The following is a 16,591-nucleotide window of genomic DNA, read 5'->3' as shown; positions in this document are numbered from 1 at the left end:
GATGGTAAAAAAGGGAAATAAACAAGATAGCTAGCGAGGTAATAAAACTTGTAACTCAGACTCATCGATTTGCAATAACTTATTCTGCCAATTTTGTAGCAGATAGCCGCCATCAATTTGGTATAAGATCAGTGTAATCGGCTCAGATAAGTTCGCCAGTTCGAAAGATATATTAATGCCATAGGCCAGATTAGCAATCACAATATCGTTAATCACAGGTTTAAAGGTGCCAGTTTCCCACGCTTTAATAATTTGTTTAAGTTGCGGTTGTGAAAGTCCTGACGCCGGCAATGTAGTAAGTTGGCTACCGACACGCTGGATCTGGATATTATCAAACTGCATCGACAATACCACAGCATGAGCAGGCAACGCCGCTTGATATTGACCAGCAGGCTCATCGCCCTTTATTTTTTTTCCTGAATATTGAAATACCAGCATCATCGCCAGCACCGAAAATATCAATACGTTATTCCAACCTCGTCGTGATAACTGCACACGTTAACCCTTCTCATCTAGTCATTGATTTAGCCATAAGTATATGCAAATTACGTGAAAACGTCGGATTGGGCAAGATAGAAACAAGGAATTTTAGGCAAAAAAAAACCCAGCAAAAGCTGAGTTTTAAATATGTGAACATAAAACCAAGGATTACTTGATTTTACCTTCTTTGTACATAACGTGCTTGCGAACTACAGGATCAAACTTTTTGATCTCCATTTTCTCAGGCATGTTTTTTTTGTTTTTAGTAGTGGTATAGAAGTGACCAGTACCAGCTGATGAATTCAGACGAATTTTATCGCGCATAATAGAGTTCCTTAAACCTTCTCACCACGGGCACGCATTTCAGCAAGAACTGAATCGATACCCTTTTTATCAATAATACGCATACCTTTACAAGTAAGGCGTAACTTTACAAAGCGGTTTTCGCTCTCAACCCAAAAACGGTGTGTATGTAGGTTTGGCAAAAAACGGCGACGAGTGCGGTTTTTTGCGTGAGAAACGTTATTACCAACAGCTGGTTTTTTACCAGTGACTTGGCATACTTTAGACATGTCGTCTTCTCCAAATATTTTCTTGCTCGAGCAAATATACAGCGTCTTGTTGGCCGTCGCCCAAGACGCGTGCTAAAGGCGGCATTTTATACAGTAAATTAAAACATAGAGCAAGCTTTTTATATTTCTCAGGTAGTGATAAATATCAAATTTATACCCACCCTCGCTCTGCAAAGCTCGCTATGTCGCTGTCACCTATAACAAAATGATCGAGGACTTTAACATCAATTAATTGTAAGGCTGAAATAAGTTTATCTGTGATCATACGATCTGCACGGCTGGGTTCAGCAATGCCAGAAGGATGATTATGGGCAAATATTACTGCCGCAGCATTTCTTTCTAACGCTTTTTTAACCACAACTCTAGGATAAACACTAGCACTGTCTATTGTGCCATAAAACAGCTCTTCAAAGCGAATAACTCGGTGCTTATTGTCTAAAAATAATACCGCAAAGACTTCATGAGGCTGATCGCGTAATTTTGCGCGTATATAATCTCGACTTTCTTGGGGGTTCGTTAACGCATCACCGCGCTCTAATTTTTCGGCTAAAAAGCGCCTAGACATCTCAACTGTGGCTTGTAATTGTACATATTTCGCCACGCCTAATCCCTTCGTTTGACAGAATTCATGTTCACTCGCAGCAAACAAGGATCTTAACGTGCCAAATTCAGCTAAAATATGCCGAGCCAACATCACCACATTCGTCCCTTTAATACCAGTACGTAGAAAAATAGCCAATAACTCGGCATCGGATAGTGATTGAGGGCCAAACTTAACCAACTTCTCTCGGGGCATCTCATCTCTGGGTAATGCTTTTAATTTCATCTGTTTCACCATTTAACATAACATCCTGTTAGCTTAGTAATTCGATGAATAAAAGAGCTAGATAATGATAAAACAGTGAAATAGTTCAAATTTATAGATTTGATAATGACGTGTATAAAATTAATAACAAACCTTAGCATCTGATAATTTAATTATGGTATTGTTATTACGTTATTAGAATAACCTTTCAGATTTTAACGTGGAATACACAATGACTGTAATTGCCAATAAACGCATTTTGCTCGGTATTACGGGCGGCATCGCTGCTTATAAATGTGCAGAATTAACGCGTCGCTTAACGGAACAAGGCGCAGAAGTACGCGTCGTGATGACCCAATCAGCGCAAGAGTTCATTACACCGCTCACCCTGCAAGCAGTCTCTGGATTCCCCGTTTCCCACAGTTTATTAGACCCTGCAGCCGAAGCAGGCATGGGTCACATTGAATTAGCTAAGTGGGCCGACTTGGTGTTAATCGCCCCAGCAACCGCTAATTTCATTGCCAAGTTCACTGCCGGTATAGCCGATGATTTACTCTCGACAGTGTGTTTAGCCACACCCGCACCGATTGCCATTGCACCAGCGATGAATCAAGTCATGTACCAAGCGCCCGCAACGCAGGCGAACTTAGCGACACTTAAACAGCGCGCAGTACCACTATGGGGACCTGCTTCAGGCGCCCAAGCTTGTGGTGATGTGGGCCCAGGTCGAATGGTTAATCCCGATGAACTCGTCACCGCCATTGTCGATTTCTTTACCGCTGCAGCACAACCACAAGTGCTCGCGGGTAAAAATATCATGATCACAGCAGGACCAACTCGCGAGGCGATTGATCCGGTACGCTACATCAGTAATCACAGTTCAGGTAAAATGGGCTATGCCCTCGCCCAAGCAGCTCGTTCACTCGGCGCAAATGTCACCATCGTTAGCGGCCCAGTTGCACTAGCAGCACCCGCAGATTGTCATATGGTCAACGTCACCAGCGCACTTGATATGCACGATGCCGTTATGTCTGATATTAACCAACAAGATATTTTTATTGCCTGTGCAGCCGTTGCTGATTATCGCCCTGAAACTATTGCTGAACAAAAAATTAAAAAGACCAATAGCGACGAAATGATCGTTCGTATGGTCAAGAATCCCGATATCGTTGCCAGCGTTGCAGCGCTCAAAAACTCTCCTTTTACTGTCGGTTTTGCTGCAGAAACACAAAATGTTGAGCATTATGCACGCGACAAAATGCAACGTAAAAATCTTGCTATGATCGCTGCAAATGACGTGTCACAATCCGGCCAAGGCTTCAATGCCGAAGACAATGCATTGACCGTATTCTGGCCACAAGGCACTGCACAAATAGCATTAGCTAACAAGCAAGATGTAGCAGCACAATTACTGCAGTTAATTGCAACCCAGTTCAATGCCAATACATAACGATAACTAAAATTACATTCAACACTCTACCTTGTCTTGCGCTAACGCAATGCATTGTAGATCTATCAATTGATATATTCAGTGAAAAAAATAATGAAGCAAATAGAAGTAAAAATATTAAATCCACGCGTGGGTAAAGAATTCCCATTACCAAGTTATGCAACGCCAGGTTCGGCAGGTTTGGACCTACGCGCTTGCCTTGAACAACCACTCACGGTTAATCCAGGTGAAACGCATTTGATCCCAACGGGTATTGCCATTCATATTGCAGACCCTACGATGGCAGCAACCATTTTACCGCGTTCAGGCTTAGGTCATAAACACGGTATCGTATTGGGTAACTTAGTGGGTTTAATCGACTCTGATTATCAAGGTGAGTTAATGATCTCATGTTGGAATCGAGGTCAAGACAGCTTCAGTATTCAACCGGGCGATCGTATCGCTCAAATGATGATAGTGCCCGTAATACAAGCACAATTAACCATCGTTGAAGAGTTTGATAGCAGTGAACGTGGCGAAGGTGGCTTTGGCCATTCGGGTAAGCAATAACGGTTAACACCATTCTAGGATGAAAAAGATGTCAACAAGCACTAAAAAAAATCGTCGAGAACAAATTTTACAAGCGTTAGCGCATATGCTGGAGACCCATCCAGGTCAACGTATCACGACCGCAAAACTCGCTAAAGAAGTCGGCGTTTCAGAGGCAGCCCTCTATCGTCACTTCCCAAGTAAAGCGCGTATGTTTGAAGGTTTAATTACCTTTATCGAAGATTCAATATTAGCGGGTATTAATCAAATCTTAAACGAAGAAAAAGATACCATTACTCGTTGTCATCACATCCTGCATCTGCTGTTGGTCTTTACCGAGCGAAACCCAGGCATCACCCGTATTATGACTGGCGATGCACTACAAGGTGAGCACGAACGTCTCGGTGAGCAAATCAGCGCCTTGTATGCAAAGATTGAAACACACTTTAAACAAGTACTACGTGAAAAGAAAATGCGCGAAGGCACAGGTTTTAGTTTAGACGAAGGTACGTTAGCCAATTTATTACTGGCGTATGCAGAAGGGCGTATTAATCAATACGTGCGCACCCGCTTTGCATTAAAACCAACGACTAATTTTGATCAACAGTGGAACTTCTTACACAAGCAGCTATTGCAGAGTTAATATTTAATTACTCAAAGTGTAAAAACAAAAAAGGCTACCGAGGTAGCCTTTTTATTTTTTATAACAGCGGTATATCTATCACTGCTAATTAGATACCGTAGTTTTCACGGTATGTTTTTACGTTTTCAAGGTGCTGTTGCATTTCTGGCTTATCTGCTAAGAAAGAAACAAGATCACCTAACGTCACGATTGATAATACTTTACAGCCATAATCACGTTCGATTTCTTGAATTGCAGATAATTCGCCTTTGCCTTTTTCTTGGCGGTCTAGCGCAATTAACACACCCGATAGTTCAGCGTTATTTGCTTGGATGATATCCATTGACTCACGGATTGCCGTACCCGCAGTGATCACGTCATCAACTAACATAATACGACCTTCAAGCGCAGCGCCGACTAATGTACCACCTTCACCGTGGTCTTTTTTCTCTTTGCGGTTAAAGCAATAAGGTGCATCAATATCATGATGATCATTCAGTGCAACAACCGTTGTTGTCGCAATTGGGATACCTTTATAGGCAGGACCAAATACGACATCGTATTCAATACCAGAATCAACTAAAGCAGCGGCATAGAAACGACCTAGACGTGATAAGTCACGACCTGTGTTAAACAAACCGGCATTGAAGAAATAAGGGCTAGTACGACCAGACTTTAGTGTGAATTCACCAAACTTAAGTACTTCTTTTTCTAAAGCAAACTCAATAAATTCGCGTTGGTAATCTTTCATCGTTTTCCCCTATTATGATTAATTAAATGTTGTTAGCTAAAAGCCACTTCACCTAAAAAGCCTAATAATATGGGGCATATTATTAGGCAATTAATATTGTTAGCGTTGAACGGCTAACGATAAGCGCCGTTATTCTAACAAGCTTTACGCTTTAATCAAGCTATCACCGAGTGCTTTCTTTTGTTCTACAATGATCTGCTCGATACCATTTTTCGCTAATGCGAGCATGCTTAGCATTTCTTCATGACTAAACGGTTCGCCTTCCGCAGTTCCTTGGATCTCGATAAATTTACCGGTTTCAGTCATCACCACATTCATGTCTGTTTCAGCATCTGAATCTTCTGGGTAATCTAAATCGCAAACGGCTTCACCTTTATAGATGCCCACAGATACCGCTGCGATCATAAATTTAATTGGGCTAACTTTTAATTTTCCTTTACGGATCAGAAATTCAACCGCATCTGCCAGTGCCACACAAGCGCCTGTAATAGCAGCCGTACGGGTACCACCGTCTGCCTGAATGACATCACAATCGATTAAAATCGTGTGTTCACCTAATGCTTCAAGATCGACACACGCACGTAATGAACGCGCAATCAGACGTTGAATTTCCATCGTGCGTCCACTTTGTTTACCACGTGCCGCTTCACGATGCATTCGTTTGTGCGTCGAGCGCGGTAACATGCCGTATTCAGCAGTGATCCAACCTTGACCTTTACCTTTTAAAAAACGTGGCACACCATTTTCAACTGTCGCTGTACATAATACTTTGGTGTCGCCAAATTCAACTAATACAGAACCTTCTGCATGAGCAGTAAAGCTACGAGTGATAGTAACAGGACGAACTTGGTCTACAGTTCTTTGGCTTGGACGCATTATTTTTACTCTTCAAGGATGATAGTCCAATATTATATGAGCTAAGCTAAACTATCGCTATAGCAAGTTGTAATAACCTGCAGGTATAATTAGCTTAATTTATTTTAATTAACGGATTTAACATGATTCATAGTATGACGGCATATGCCCGTAAAGAGTTTAAAGGCGATTGGGGTACAGCAGTATGGGAGATCCGTTCGGTTAACCAACGTTACCTCGAAACGTACATCCGATTACCAGAGCAATTTCGTGGTTTAGAAGCGGTATTACGTGAACGTTTCCGTAAACAATTACAACGCGGCAAAGTTGAATGTAACCTGCGTTTTGAAGCAAGTGCAACAAACAGCGGTGCATTACAATTAAATGAAGCATTAGCCGAAAAATTAATTGAAAGCGCAAACTGGGTATCGAAAAAAGCCGGTAAAGCGAAACTAAATCCGGTTGATATTCTACGCTGGCCTGGCGTAATGGAAGCAGCAGAAAAAGACATGGGCGAATTATCAACTGACCTACTCAGCTTTTTCAACGAAACGCTGGGTGAATTTTTAGAGTCTCGCGCTTCAGAAGGTGAAAAACTGCAAGCAATGCTAGAACAACGTTTAGCGGGTATCACTGAGCAAGCTGCGTTTGTGCACAGTAAAATGCCAGAAATCATCGAATGGCAACGTGAGCGCATTCAAAAGAAATTTGCCGATGCGAAAATCGAATTAGATGAAACCCGCGTTGAGCAAGAACTTATCTTAATGGCACAGAAATTAGATGTTGCCGAAGAAATTGATCGCTTAAATGCCCACGTAACAGAAACGCACAGTATCTTGAAGAAAGGTGGCGCTTGTGGCCGTCGTCTTGATTTTATGATGCAAGAATTCAATCGCGAATCAAATACCTTAGGTTCTAAATCGATCAGCACAGACATCACTAAGTCTGCGGTAGAGCTTAAAGTTTTAATCGAGCAGATGCGCGAGCAGTTACAAAATATTGAGTAATAGATTCGATATTGACTAAGTAGCATATATAAATAAAATTGAGCCTCGTCTATCGAGGCTTTTCATTTTTATAAATACGAAAATCAGGCTGTAAATTCAACCAATGATCCCTCAATGCATCCTTATGCTCATCCTGCATAGGCAAATTGTCTAGCATTTCAGGCCATGTGGCTCTCGCCAGTTTAATCGTCTCAAGTAAATGCGGTTTGATCGCAGACCAAGGTAATTTTGCATCTTTAGCCCAGCGCTCAAAATGCGCTAGCGTCATCTCATACCATTGCTTGGAACTTGACATATTTAACGCTAACTTATCATCTGTAATATAGGGAATAGTGAAAACCACATCGTATAACGGCGATAACCGCGGCGTACGTCCATCAGGATAAATCATGGTCCAGTTTTTTAAGTGTGCATCGCCATTACCCAATAATATGTTAACCAACAACCTGCGAGCCATCTCTTGAATATCACGTAATCGCTCATGACTCGTTTTATATAAAGCACTAGCTAGTAACTCGCAATTCACTTTTTGGTATTTATCAGATGGGTACAAGCCAAATACTTGCGCAAAATCTTCAGTATGAATTCGCCCCTCATCACCCCGATCAAAACGCTTAATACCATAAGCAAATTCTTCATCAGGTAATCGAATACTAGGTAAACCATCTAATTCATCTAATTTAATTAGCCGTATTTCAGAAACAATTACACCGGCAGACTCAGCCAATTTCATACATGAATATTCATTAACGGGCACACCTTTATGAATAGTAGAAGGTGTTTTAATGATCCACATATCACCCGTTATTGCCTTATCAATATGATAACGACCATCCAGATGAGATGAGGAAAACTTCATTTGTACACCAGCTAAAGAAAACTTAGTATCAGCATGCTTAACTTCTATTTGTAATGGCTCAGTAGACAAACGATGGTCTAATGCCCAATGCGGTAAATTACCAGCTTTGATTGGTGTAGCGATAATGGCACCGGGTAGGTTCAATCCTAAATAGGCTAAAATAGAGAATTCATTATTCGGATGACAATTTAACGACTTAGCCGTCAAATCTCGTAGAATACCTTCGGGAAGTAAATTTGATAATACTGGTGGTATTTTTTCAGTTCTAATTTGCAGCTTAGATAAATAATTAGGATCTATCATTTGGCGTAAGGTAAATACAGGTCTTTCACTTTCTGATGTAGCCACAAATTCAGGATTAAAACTGAGGATGTTTTTACCTCCTGCATAATGCGCAATAACCGCAATATTAACGCCGTGCAAACTAATATTTAATCCTTCGACCTGCTCTATTTGTTTGCTCATTTGTTATCCTCAGAGCCAAACCAGAAATCTAGATCATCGGTATCATCTTCTAATGACTGAATACTATCAATATTTTCTAATTTAGTTTGCTGAAGGTGCTTTGATTTATTCTTCGGAGTAATTGAAAGTTCAAGATCAAGTCCTTCCAATACACGTAATAATGTTGAAAGCTTAATATCACTGCCTGCTTCAATACGCTGGTACTGCTGCTGCTTCATACCAATACGCATATACATATCAGCCTGCTCCATACCGAGTTCTTTACGTCTATCGCTAAGTAGCTTAGTAATATTCTCAATCTTATCCATTATAACCTCAAACAACATCAACGTTGTAAATCAAACCTTATACAACATAGTAGTTGTTAAAAATCATTTAAACAACTTTCAGGTTGTATTAATTATTTTATCACTGAATCATCAATACAATTTATGGACCTCCCATGAAAATATTGCACGACTTGAAAGATCATTCATTAAGGATTTAGCAATGTAGAGTGTTACTACTTCATACCAATACGCATATCAGTTTATCCATGCCAAGTTCACTTCATTTGAGACATTCATCACAATTAAATTCAACAAATCAAACGCATCCCTAAATAGGTGTAACCCGATATACCAAGCAATTGATAAACATTGATTCCCCTTTAAATTGAAATTAGATTAAACCACTGATTTTAATTAAATTACCTCTGACAAAGTTAACCAGCGCAGTTGATATTTTGATACGCATATAACGATATAAAAATAAGGAATCGAATCAATGACTACTAACAGTTTGAGTTCAATTGTAAATAAAATTTCTACACAACCAAAAGAAATCAGTTCACTACAGCTATCGTCAATGTTTGGTGAAACCATTAAATTTTTTGGCCGAGCAGGTATTCAAGTTGAATCACTTAATATTAACAATGCAGTACTAAGACTCGAAAATAACGAAATGGTACAAAATCATATTGGTGGCATTCATGCTGCAGCAACGGCATTACTGGGCGAATCGGCTACTGGTTTTCTAGTTGGCATGCACGTTCCTGATGATCGTATTCCTTTACTAAAATCGATGAATATTAATTATATCCGTCGCGCAGATGGTGATTTAAAGGCGATTGCAAGCTTAACGGAAACGCAAATGTCAGATATAAAAAATACAGAAAAAGGAGAAACCTCTGTAAAAGTCGTCATTACAGATAGTGCTGGTAATAATCCTGTTGATGCTGAATTCATTTGGGCATGGATTCCAAAAAAGAAATAACATCACTGATCACGTACTCCATTCACAGACGGATTTAAAATGGATTTTAAAATGAATGCAATCAAAAATAGAATCACAAAAGCAGCGGTTGTGACAGGTATTATCGCGGGGTTGCTATATGGCAGCTGGGCGTTATATGCCAATTATGCCGACGGGATTATAATTGCATCCCAAGCTGCAGCAGTGCAGTTTATCTGTAGTGCTTTACTGGGATTTTTCATGACGTTTATTATGGACCAGATCTGTGCGAGTAAACGAACGCCGCGATTTATTATGATTCCAGCGTCAGTTATCACTCCATTATTACTTACCTTATTTGTCAGTTATTATTCACATTATTTGAATGGCACACCCAATATTATTATTACTATCTTACCCTCACAAATTTTAGGTCTTATCTGGACCAGCCTGTACACAGCGAAACTATTAAAAGTAACAGCCAATACAACACCAACGACCGCCTAAGCAATTCAATAAATATAGCGATGCCTTAATCGAAAACTTTCTTTTCTTTTAAGGCCTCACTAAAGCAAAATCACGATAAATCGTCCATACTACCTCTAAGTTCCTTTTAAATTTGTAGGCTTATTTGCAACTCTATCGTCTGCAAAGGAGGTCAAAATGGACCACGCGTATGATTATACTAAACAGCAGTTTAGTAATCCTGCGGGGACCGAAGGCTTCGAATTTGTCGAATTCTCGTCTCCCGAACCAAAGCAGCTTGCCATGCTTTTCCAGCAGTTGGGGTTTCATCCTCATGCCCAACATCAAACACGCCCGTTAACTTGGTTTAAACAAGGTGATATCCATTTTTTAGTCAGTACAGAAGGTCGCGGTTTCGCCTCTGAATTTGCTAAACAACATGGTCCTTCCGCCTGTGCAATGGGCTTTAAAGTCACTGATGCTGATAAAGCCTATCAACATGCGTTAAGCCGTAAAGCCAAACCTTGTAAACGTAAAATTCTCGAGTTCGGTGTACCTGCAATTTATGGCATTGGCGAAAGCCTGCTGTATTTAGTCGATGATGATGTACGAAAACGGCTGTATCAGGAACAATTTAAATTAACAGGCGAAACTGAAGATGCATCTAAATCGGCAGGACTCACTTATATCGACCACCTGACTCACAATGTGCATTGCGGGCATATGGATCCGTGGGCAGAATTTTATGAGCGTATCTTTAACTTTCGAGAAATTCGTTATTTTGATATTAAGGGCACGATGACGGGTTTACGTAGCCGTGCCATGACCAGCCCTTGCGGCAACCTCCGCATTCCCATCAATGAAAGCAGTGATGATAAGTCGCAGATTGAAGAGTTCTTGCAGGAATACCACGGCGAAGGGATCCAGCATATCGCCTTAGGCACAGATGATATTTATCAAACTGTCTCGATGTTAAGAGCGAATGGTATCGAGTTTATGGATATACCCGACACTTATTACGACATGATCGCAGAACGCTTACCCGGTCATCATGAGGCGATTGAGCAACTAAGAAAAAATCGTATTCTGATTGATGGTCATATGGAATCAGGAGAATTAGTCCTGCTGCTGCAAATTTTCACCAAAACGTTAATCGGCCCTATCTTCTTCGAAATTATTCAACGTAAAGGCGATGAAGGATTTGGCGAAGGTAATTTTCAAGCCTTGTTCGAATCCATTGAAAGAGACCAGCTCGCACGCGGTGTACTTTCGACGAAAGGTACATAAACACAGAGATCAAGAGGAAAAAATATGATCCGTAGAATTAGCTTCCCACTACGCAAAGGCACTTATTCTCGGCAGGCGCATGCAGACCTGCCTGAACAAGGTATATTTGAGCGAGAAGTCAGTCGGGAAGGTTTCTATGGACCCGCAACGCACCTGCATCATAAACATCCGCCGACGGGCTGGAATGCATGGTCAGGTAATCATAGGCCAAGGGCATATAACCTATTAAAACTGTCCTACTCGCAAATATCGCCTTGGGATGCACCACTACTGTTACATAATGCCCATTGTCAGATCCGCTTCTGGAAATGTAACGAAAACATGCAAACCTTAGTCAGAAATGCAGATGGTGATGATCTGTTATTTATCCACCAAGGCCACGGCGAATTGTTTTGTGATTACGGTCATTTAAGTGTCAAACAAGGCGATTACATATTAATTCCGCGCGCTTGCTTATGGCGTTTAGAACCTGCCGAACCCATCACATTACTGATGATCGAAGCCACCAATGATTATTATGGTTTACCTGATAAAACTATCGTCGGCCAGCATGCTATATTTGATCAAGCGGTACTGGATACCCCAGAAATAGACGCCGCCTACCTGCAACAACAAAATGAAGATTCGTGGCAAGTGGTGCTTAAACGTTTTAATGAACTGTCGATTATTGAGTACCCTTTCAACCCCCTCGATGTGGTGGGCTGGCACGGTGATGTCTCCGTCGTCAGGGTTAATTGGCAAGATATTCGCCCGTTAATGAGCCACCGTTATCACCTGCCACCCTCCGCGCATTCGACTTTTGTTTCCAGCCGGTTTGTTGTTTGTACTTTCGTGCCCAGACCGATGGAAAGCGATCCTGGCGCATTGAAAGTGCCCTTTTACCACAGTAATGATGACTTTGATGAAGTTATCTTTTACCACCAAGGCGAGTTCTTTAGCCGCGACAATATTGAACCAGGCATGTTGACCTTCCACCCTTGTGGTTTTACCCACGGCCCTCACCCCAAAGCCTATCGCGCAGGTTGTAAGACTCAGCGAAAAGAAACAGATGAAGTAGCAGTGATGATTGATACTCGCGATGGTTTAGATATTGGCTCTCTGATGCAAGATGTAGAATGGCACGGTTATATCGATAGCTGGAAAGAATAACGTTATAAAAAATTAAAAATTTAGCGAACACATTAGCGAGAGGCAGGGATGAAATTAGCAACATTAAGAGATGGAACTAGAGATGGCAGCCTACACCTAGTAAGTAAAGACTTACAAACTGCGGTGTGTATTTCATCGATAGCGACAAATTTACAATGGGCGTTAGAAAACTGGCCAGCTGTCGAGCCCCAACTGCAAGCACAATATACGCGATTAAATAACAGGGTATTAGACGATATTATTCGGTTCTCAAATTGCCCATTAGAATCGCCATTGCCCAGAGCATATCAGTGGATTGACGGCAGCGCTTACGTCAATCATGTCGAGTTAGTGCGTAAAGCCAGAGGGGCTGAAATGCCGGCATCGTTTTGGTCTGATCCGTTAATGTACCAAGGCGGCAGCGACAGTTTTTTAGGCCCCAATGACAATATCCCACTGATAGACCCTGCTTGGGGATTGGATTTTGAAGGTGAGGTAGCGGTGATCACTAGCGACGTGGACATGGGCGTAAATACCTCCGCGGCCAGTAATACCATTTTATTAATTACTTTAGTCAACGATGTATCACTGCGTAACTTGATCCCCAGTGAATTAGCTAAGGGGTTTGGATTTTTTCACAGCAAGCCCTCCACCGCATTTTCTCCCGTTGCAGTTACCCCTGATGAACTCGGCGATGCTTGGGACGGGGCCAAGTTACATTTACCTTTGTACACTTATCTCAATGATGCATTATTCGGCTCGCCCGATGCGGGCACGGATATGACATTTGATTTCCCCCGTTTAATTGCTCACGCAGCAAAAACCAGAACCTTAACAGCGGGAACTATTATTGGTTCGGGCACCGTGTCTAATTGTGACCGAACGGTAGGATCATCCTGCCTAGCAGAAAAAAGAATGCTGGAAAAAATAACCACAGGTGAAATCACCACCCCCTTTCTACAGAATGGCGACAGAGTAAAAATTGAAATGCGTGATCAGGCCGGGCAATCCATTTTCGGCGCAATAGAACAAATGGTGGTGAGGCAAGATGAAGCTTTATAGCTATTTCCGTTCATCTGCAGCTTACCGCGTTAGGATCGTATTAAATTTAAAGAAAATTAGTTATACCACTGTGCCTATCCATTTAGTTCGTCATGGTGGAGAGCAGCACTCAGCCGAATATCTTAATATTAATCCACAAGGTCTGGTTCCAAGCCTTGATATCGCGGAGGCAGAACATAAATCACAAATAATCACCCAGTCAGGAGCCATTATCGAATATCTGGAAGAGTCTTTTCCGCAACCAGCTTTGTTACCAACAAGCCCAATAGAACGGGCCTATGTGCGTACATTGATGCAGATAATTGCTTGCGATATGCACCCACTGAATAACTTGCGGGTATTACAGTATATCGAGAACACTTTCGACTGCGATGGTTCAGAAAAAATGACTTGGTATCATCACTGGTTGGCAAAAGGATTCGCAGCCGTCGAAACATTACTAACAAAAAAAGATAGTACTCACTATTGCTACAACGACCAAATCACCATGGCAGATGTCTATTTGATACCCCAAGTTTACAATGCACAGCGTTTTAAACTTGATATGGCACCCTATCCCGCAATCAACCGTATCTATCAGCACTGTATTCAATTGCCTGCATTTAGCGACGCCGCGCCAGAACTACAGCCTGATGCAGACAAATAGCCCGACGCAGACTAACGTCCAAATTAGACGCCTTAATGAATACGTTTTCTTTCTTCATCAAGTCCTTGCCAAAACGTATACACACCATCAAGCATTTCGTTACCACTAACGATAAAATGGTCTTCATCAACGTCATTATTAAAGTAATAAGCCTCGAGTTCCTCCTGAGTATGATTGGCATGATTGGCTTCAAGTTTTGCATGCCAGGTAAAAAAGGTCAGCGGTAAACCTTTCAAGTTTCTCGTTTGGCGATAATGATTAAACCCAGAGACCAGTTCATCCCAAAACCCTGCTGCAGCCCAGTTCTCTACCGCATAAGAAGCGGCCGTTGACGTGGCGTAACTTGCCGAACCGTAAAGTCGCACCAATTCATCACAAAAGAATAAAGTCTTGGCAGAACCAAACTGGCGTCGTCCAATTTGATTAAAAGCGATACCAAAATAATCAGCTAATTGATTTAACAGCTCAAAATGCGCGGCTTTAAAATGGAAAGCGCCACCATCAATACTGCCTTCGATATCACCAAAATCACGTTCATCCTGCGTTAATTTCGTAGCCCGGTTTCGCTTTGGATTTTTATACACAACCCCAATTTCATTGGCTAAAATTTCTTTCGAGGCTCGCATCTCTTCAATGGTTTCGGCATTCAGCATTTTTTCCAGTTGTGCGACCAAAAACTGATTGGAAAAAACCGAGAATTGCACGATTAACTGTTTAATCTGTGCATCATTGAGTGACGCATCGCAAAACCACTGAGTATAGGGATTTGCAATAATGACTTTGTGATTAAGTAATTCGTTGTTGATACGGGATTGAAAGGCCAGAAAAGCTTGCGCTTTGTCTAAGTCAAAATGCCCTGACTGAATCTCTTCAACCGTGTGATAAGTGAGTTTTTCCAGTCCATGGTCTTTACGATACGCTTCGATGGCAGAATTATCTCTCATACTAACCCTCCTCCCGAATGTGTTGCATTAACACGTATCAGGAACGGTAAATTGTGATCGTAATGGGTATATTTCTAATAGTTTAGTTGCTAATTTCTCTTGTGTCAGTCAGCAGAGGCTAGCGAGTTGTAATGACAACATAATTATTTCCGTCATTAATATAAAATAATGACGACTGTATATATCAATAAAAGTATAAGAAAAAAGCCATTAGTTTCATTTGAAATAAGAGCTAATTATATTTGAAGTTTTCGCGTATTTATTATATTACTAGTTATCTGAGTAACCATTACCAGACGATAATCGCTTCGTAATTGGGAACCAGTAAGACCAACAATATAGAGGTACGTTATGAAAGTAGTAGTGGAGTTTATGGAAACAGGTCGATACAAGGACAGAGTTTGGGAACCTTCATTCCACACAGGAAAAGGCAGCTTACGCTCAGTTTCACCTTCTTATGCCGCACAGTTAATAAATCAGTGTAAAGCAAAACTGTATATCAACGAAGATGGTTCGGCAGCGATTGAACACTAACAGGCCTCAATAAATTATATTTTGTTATTTCTATTCGAAGTAAATCTTCAATAAAGGTGCGGGGCTAAACTGCACACACAGCCTAGCCCCTATCATTACGTTGCTCTTTTCAATCGGCAAGCGCGGCGTAGATGACGCACTTGACGTTTAGCGGTTACATTACGTGGTTCCGCACTGCAAAGTGGACGACCATCGGCATTAAGTCCAATATCCTTTAACAGATAAGCATTACCCAATGGAATCTCTTTAGTCGTACGACGAACTTTTGCTAGCCACACGCGTTCTTCACGACGTATATCGGCTCGAACAAAAAAAACAGCAAGGTGTAAATAAAGTGAGTGACGCATAATAATTCTCCAGCATATAGTTTTGATATATAAAAATACTGGGAAAAATGGCGTGAAGTGATTCGGCTATCTAGAGATTTTAATGAGGTTATCACCCTATCAAGCTGCCATTTTCCCGCAGCCTTTAAGGGTACGGATTCGTTAGTTATTGGTGCCCGGATTTCGATCGGAACAGATCACGAAGGCGTGATGAACGGCCATCATGAGACTGGTATGATCAAAAGATACACAAACATATTGAACAAGATTTAAATTTTTCATGTGTACCTCCAGCTAACTAATTAATCCAAAAAAATGTGAAATAAATGTTAAATCACATTAAGTATTCTAAATTAAATCGAGTATTCAGCAACCGTAAACTACCACTTAATAGAAAAACAAAGCATTATGCTAATAAGTGATTTCATAATTATTTTCACCGCTACATTCAACCAGTTATAACGCATAAACGATGTTCATATCACGACATCTATAACTAAAAATAATAACCAAAATCGATTTTGAAGCTCCCCTACCTCGCTTCGCGCCCGACAAGTCGGGGAAGGAAGGGGATTCTTGTCGTCAACGGCTTA

The 16,591-nt window shown here is 41.2% G+C and carries 21 protein-coding genes; 11 read left to right on the top strand and 10 right to left on the bottom strand.

Going from position 1 to position 16,591, the window contains the following annotated elements:
• Positions 1–30: 30 nt before the first annotated feature.
• From AKG98_RS21430 to radC, 4 genes are all read right to left on the bottom strand, one after another.
• On the bottom strand, positions 31–495 hold the full coding sequence (locus tag AKG98_RS21430; protein WP_067051076.1) for a hypothetical protein: 465 nt from the start codon (positions 493–495) through the stop codon (positions 31–33).
• A 153-nt stretch (positions 496–648) separates the two neighbouring features.
• Positions 649–804: a 50S ribosomal protein L33 gene (gene rpmG, locus AKG98_RS21425; protein WP_006030957.1), complete on the bottom strand. Its 156-nt coding sequence runs from the start codon at positions 802–804 to the stop codon at positions 649–651.
• Positions 805–815: 11 nt separating this feature from the next.
• Positions 816–1,052, bottom strand: a complete 237-nt coding sequence (gene rpmB / locus AKG98_RS21420) for a 50S ribosomal protein L28 (protein WP_006030956.1) — start codon at positions 1,050–1,052, stop codon at positions 816–818.
• 151 nt (positions 1,053–1,203) lie between these two features.
• Positions 1,204–1,878 (bottom strand): DNA repair protein RadC, encoded by a 675-nt coding sequence (radC, locus tag AKG98_RS21415; protein WP_045108635.1) that lies wholly within the window; start codon positions 1,876–1,878, stop codon positions 1,204–1,206.
• 211 nt (positions 1,879–2,089) lie between these two features.
• Between radC and coaBC the strand changes: the two genes are divergently transcribed.
• The 3 genes from coaBC (at position 2,090) to slmA (ending at position 4,478) form a co-directional block, all read left to right on the top strand.
• Positions 2,090–3,307 (top strand): bifunctional phosphopantothenoylcysteine decarboxylase/phosphopantothenate--cysteine ligase CoaBC, encoded by a 1,218-nt coding sequence (gene coaBC / locus AKG98_RS21410; protein WP_067051073.1) that lies wholly within the window; start codon positions 2,090–2,092, stop codon positions 3,305–3,307.
• Positions 3,308–3,397: 90 nt separating this feature from the next.
• A complete protein-coding gene (dut, locus tag AKG98_RS21405; protein WP_198155594.1) occupies positions 3,398–3,856 on the top strand; it encodes a dUTP diphosphatase in 459 nt (152 codons plus the stop codon).
• A gap of 28 nt (positions 3,857–3,884) precedes the next feature.
• Positions 3,885–4,478, top strand: a complete 594-nt coding sequence (gene slmA / locus AKG98_RS21400; RefSeq protein WP_067051069.1) for a nucleoid occlusion factor SlmA — start codon at positions 3,885–3,887, stop codon at positions 4,476–4,478.
• A gap of 88 nt (positions 4,479–4,566) precedes the next feature.
• On the opposite strand, the gene pyrE is transcribed toward slmA, so the two are convergent.
• Positions 4,567–5,208, bottom strand: coding sequence for an orotate phosphoribosyltransferase (pyrE, locus tag AKG98_RS21395; protein WP_067051067.1), 642 nt, complete (start codon positions 5,206–5,208; stop codon positions 4,567–4,569).
• A gap of 144 nt (positions 5,209–5,352) precedes the next feature.
• Positions 5,353–6,084 (bottom strand): ribonuclease PH, encoded by a 732-nt coding sequence (gene rph, locus AKG98_RS21390; protein ID WP_067051064.1) that lies wholly within the window; start codon positions 6,082–6,084, stop codon positions 5,353–5,355.
• Positions 6,085–6,206: 122 nt separating this feature from the next.
• Here rph and AKG98_RS21385 point away from each other — a divergent pair, with 122 nt between their 5' ends.
• A complete protein-coding gene (locus tag AKG98_RS21385) occupies positions 6,207–7,070 on the top strand; it encodes a YicC/YloC family endoribonuclease (RefSeq protein WP_067051061.1) in 864 nt (287 codons plus the stop codon).
• Between the two features lie 49 nt (positions 7,071–7,119).
• Here AKG98_RS21385 and AKG98_RS21380 read toward each other — a convergent pair whose 3' ends face one another.
• Complete coding sequence (locus AKG98_RS21380) at positions 7,120–8,394, bottom strand: type II toxin-antitoxin system HipA family toxin (protein ID WP_067051058.1); 1,275 nt, start codon at positions 8,392–8,394, stop codon at positions 7,120–7,122.
• Entirely contained in the window at positions 8,391–8,702 is a 312-nt protein-coding gene (locus AKG98_RS21375) for a helix-turn-helix domain-containing protein (protein WP_067051055.1), read from the bottom strand. The genes AKG98_RS21380 and AKG98_RS21375 overlap by 4 nt, the downstream gene beginning before the upstream one ends.
• Before the next feature lie 457 nt (positions 8,703–9,159).
• On the opposite strand from AKG98_RS21375, the gene AKG98_RS21370 reads away from it, so the two are divergent.
• From AKG98_RS21370 to maiA, 6 genes are all read left to right on the top strand, one after another.
• On the top strand, positions 9,160–9,648 hold the full coding sequence (locus tag AKG98_RS21370) for a DUF4442 domain-containing protein (RefSeq protein ID WP_067051052.1): 489 nt from the start codon (positions 9,160–9,162) through the stop codon (positions 9,646–9,648).
• A gap of 39 nt (positions 9,649–9,687) precedes the next feature.
• The gene (locus AKG98_RS21365; protein ID WP_067051049.1) at positions 9,688–10,113 is read left to right on the top strand and encodes a hypothetical protein; all 426 of its coding nucleotides are present in this window, start codon (positions 9,688–9,690) and stop codon (positions 10,111–10,113) included.
• Positions 10,114–10,269: 156 nt separating this feature from the next.
• Positions 10,270–11,358 carry a 4-hydroxyphenylpyruvate dioxygenase gene (gene hppD / locus AKG98_RS21360; protein ID WP_067051046.1) on the top strand — a complete coding sequence of 363 codons (1,089 nt, stop codon included), beginning with the start codon at positions 10,270–10,272 and terminating at the stop codon, positions 11,356–11,358.
• Between the two features lie 24 nt (positions 11,359–11,382).
• Entirely contained in the window at positions 11,383–12,507 is a 1,125-nt protein-coding gene (locus AKG98_RS21355; RefSeq protein ID WP_067051043.1) for a homogentisate 1,2-dioxygenase, read from the top strand.
• 48 nt (positions 12,508–12,555) lie between these two features.
• A complete protein-coding gene (locus tag AKG98_RS21350) occupies positions 12,556–13,548 on the top strand; it encodes a fumarylacetoacetate hydrolase family protein (protein ID WP_067051040.1) in 993 nt (330 codons plus the stop codon).
• Positions 13,535–14,194, top strand: a complete 660-nt coding sequence (maiA, locus tag AKG98_RS21345) for a maleylacetoacetate isomerase (protein WP_067051037.1) — start codon at positions 13,535–13,537, stop codon at positions 14,192–14,194. The genes AKG98_RS21350 and maiA overlap by 14 nt, the downstream gene beginning before the upstream one ends.
• A gap of 32 nt (positions 14,195–14,226) precedes the next feature.
• On the opposite strand, the gene AKG98_RS21340 is transcribed toward maiA, so the two are convergent.
• Positions 14,227–15,138 (bottom strand): hypothetical protein, encoded by a 912-nt coding sequence (locus AKG98_RS21340; RefSeq protein WP_067051034.1) that lies wholly within the window; start codon positions 15,136–15,138, stop codon positions 14,227–14,229.
• 351 nt (positions 15,139–15,489) lie between these two features.
• Here AKG98_RS21340 and AKG98_RS21335 point away from each other — a divergent pair, with 351 nt between their 5' ends.
• Positions 15,490–15,672, top strand: coding sequence for a hypothetical protein (locus tag AKG98_RS21335; protein ID WP_067051031.1), 183 nt, complete (start codon positions 15,490–15,492; stop codon positions 15,670–15,672).
• A 95-nt stretch (positions 15,673–15,767) separates the two neighbouring features.
• On the opposite strand, the gene AKG98_RS21330 is transcribed toward AKG98_RS21335, so the two are convergent.
• A complete protein-coding gene (locus tag AKG98_RS21330; RefSeq protein ID WP_067051028.1) occupies positions 15,768–16,019 on the bottom strand; it encodes a hypothetical protein in 252 nt (83 codons plus the stop codon).
• Positions 16,020–16,591 lie beyond the last annotated feature (572 nt).

The organism is Moritella sp. JT01, assembly GCF_001574435.1.
Taxonomy (GTDB): domain Bacteria; phylum Pseudomonadota; class Gammaproteobacteria; order Enterobacterales; family Moritellaceae; genus Moritella.
The sequence above is the reverse complement of the archived record's forward strand: the minus strand, read 5'-3'. Positions and strand labels throughout refer to the sequence as shown.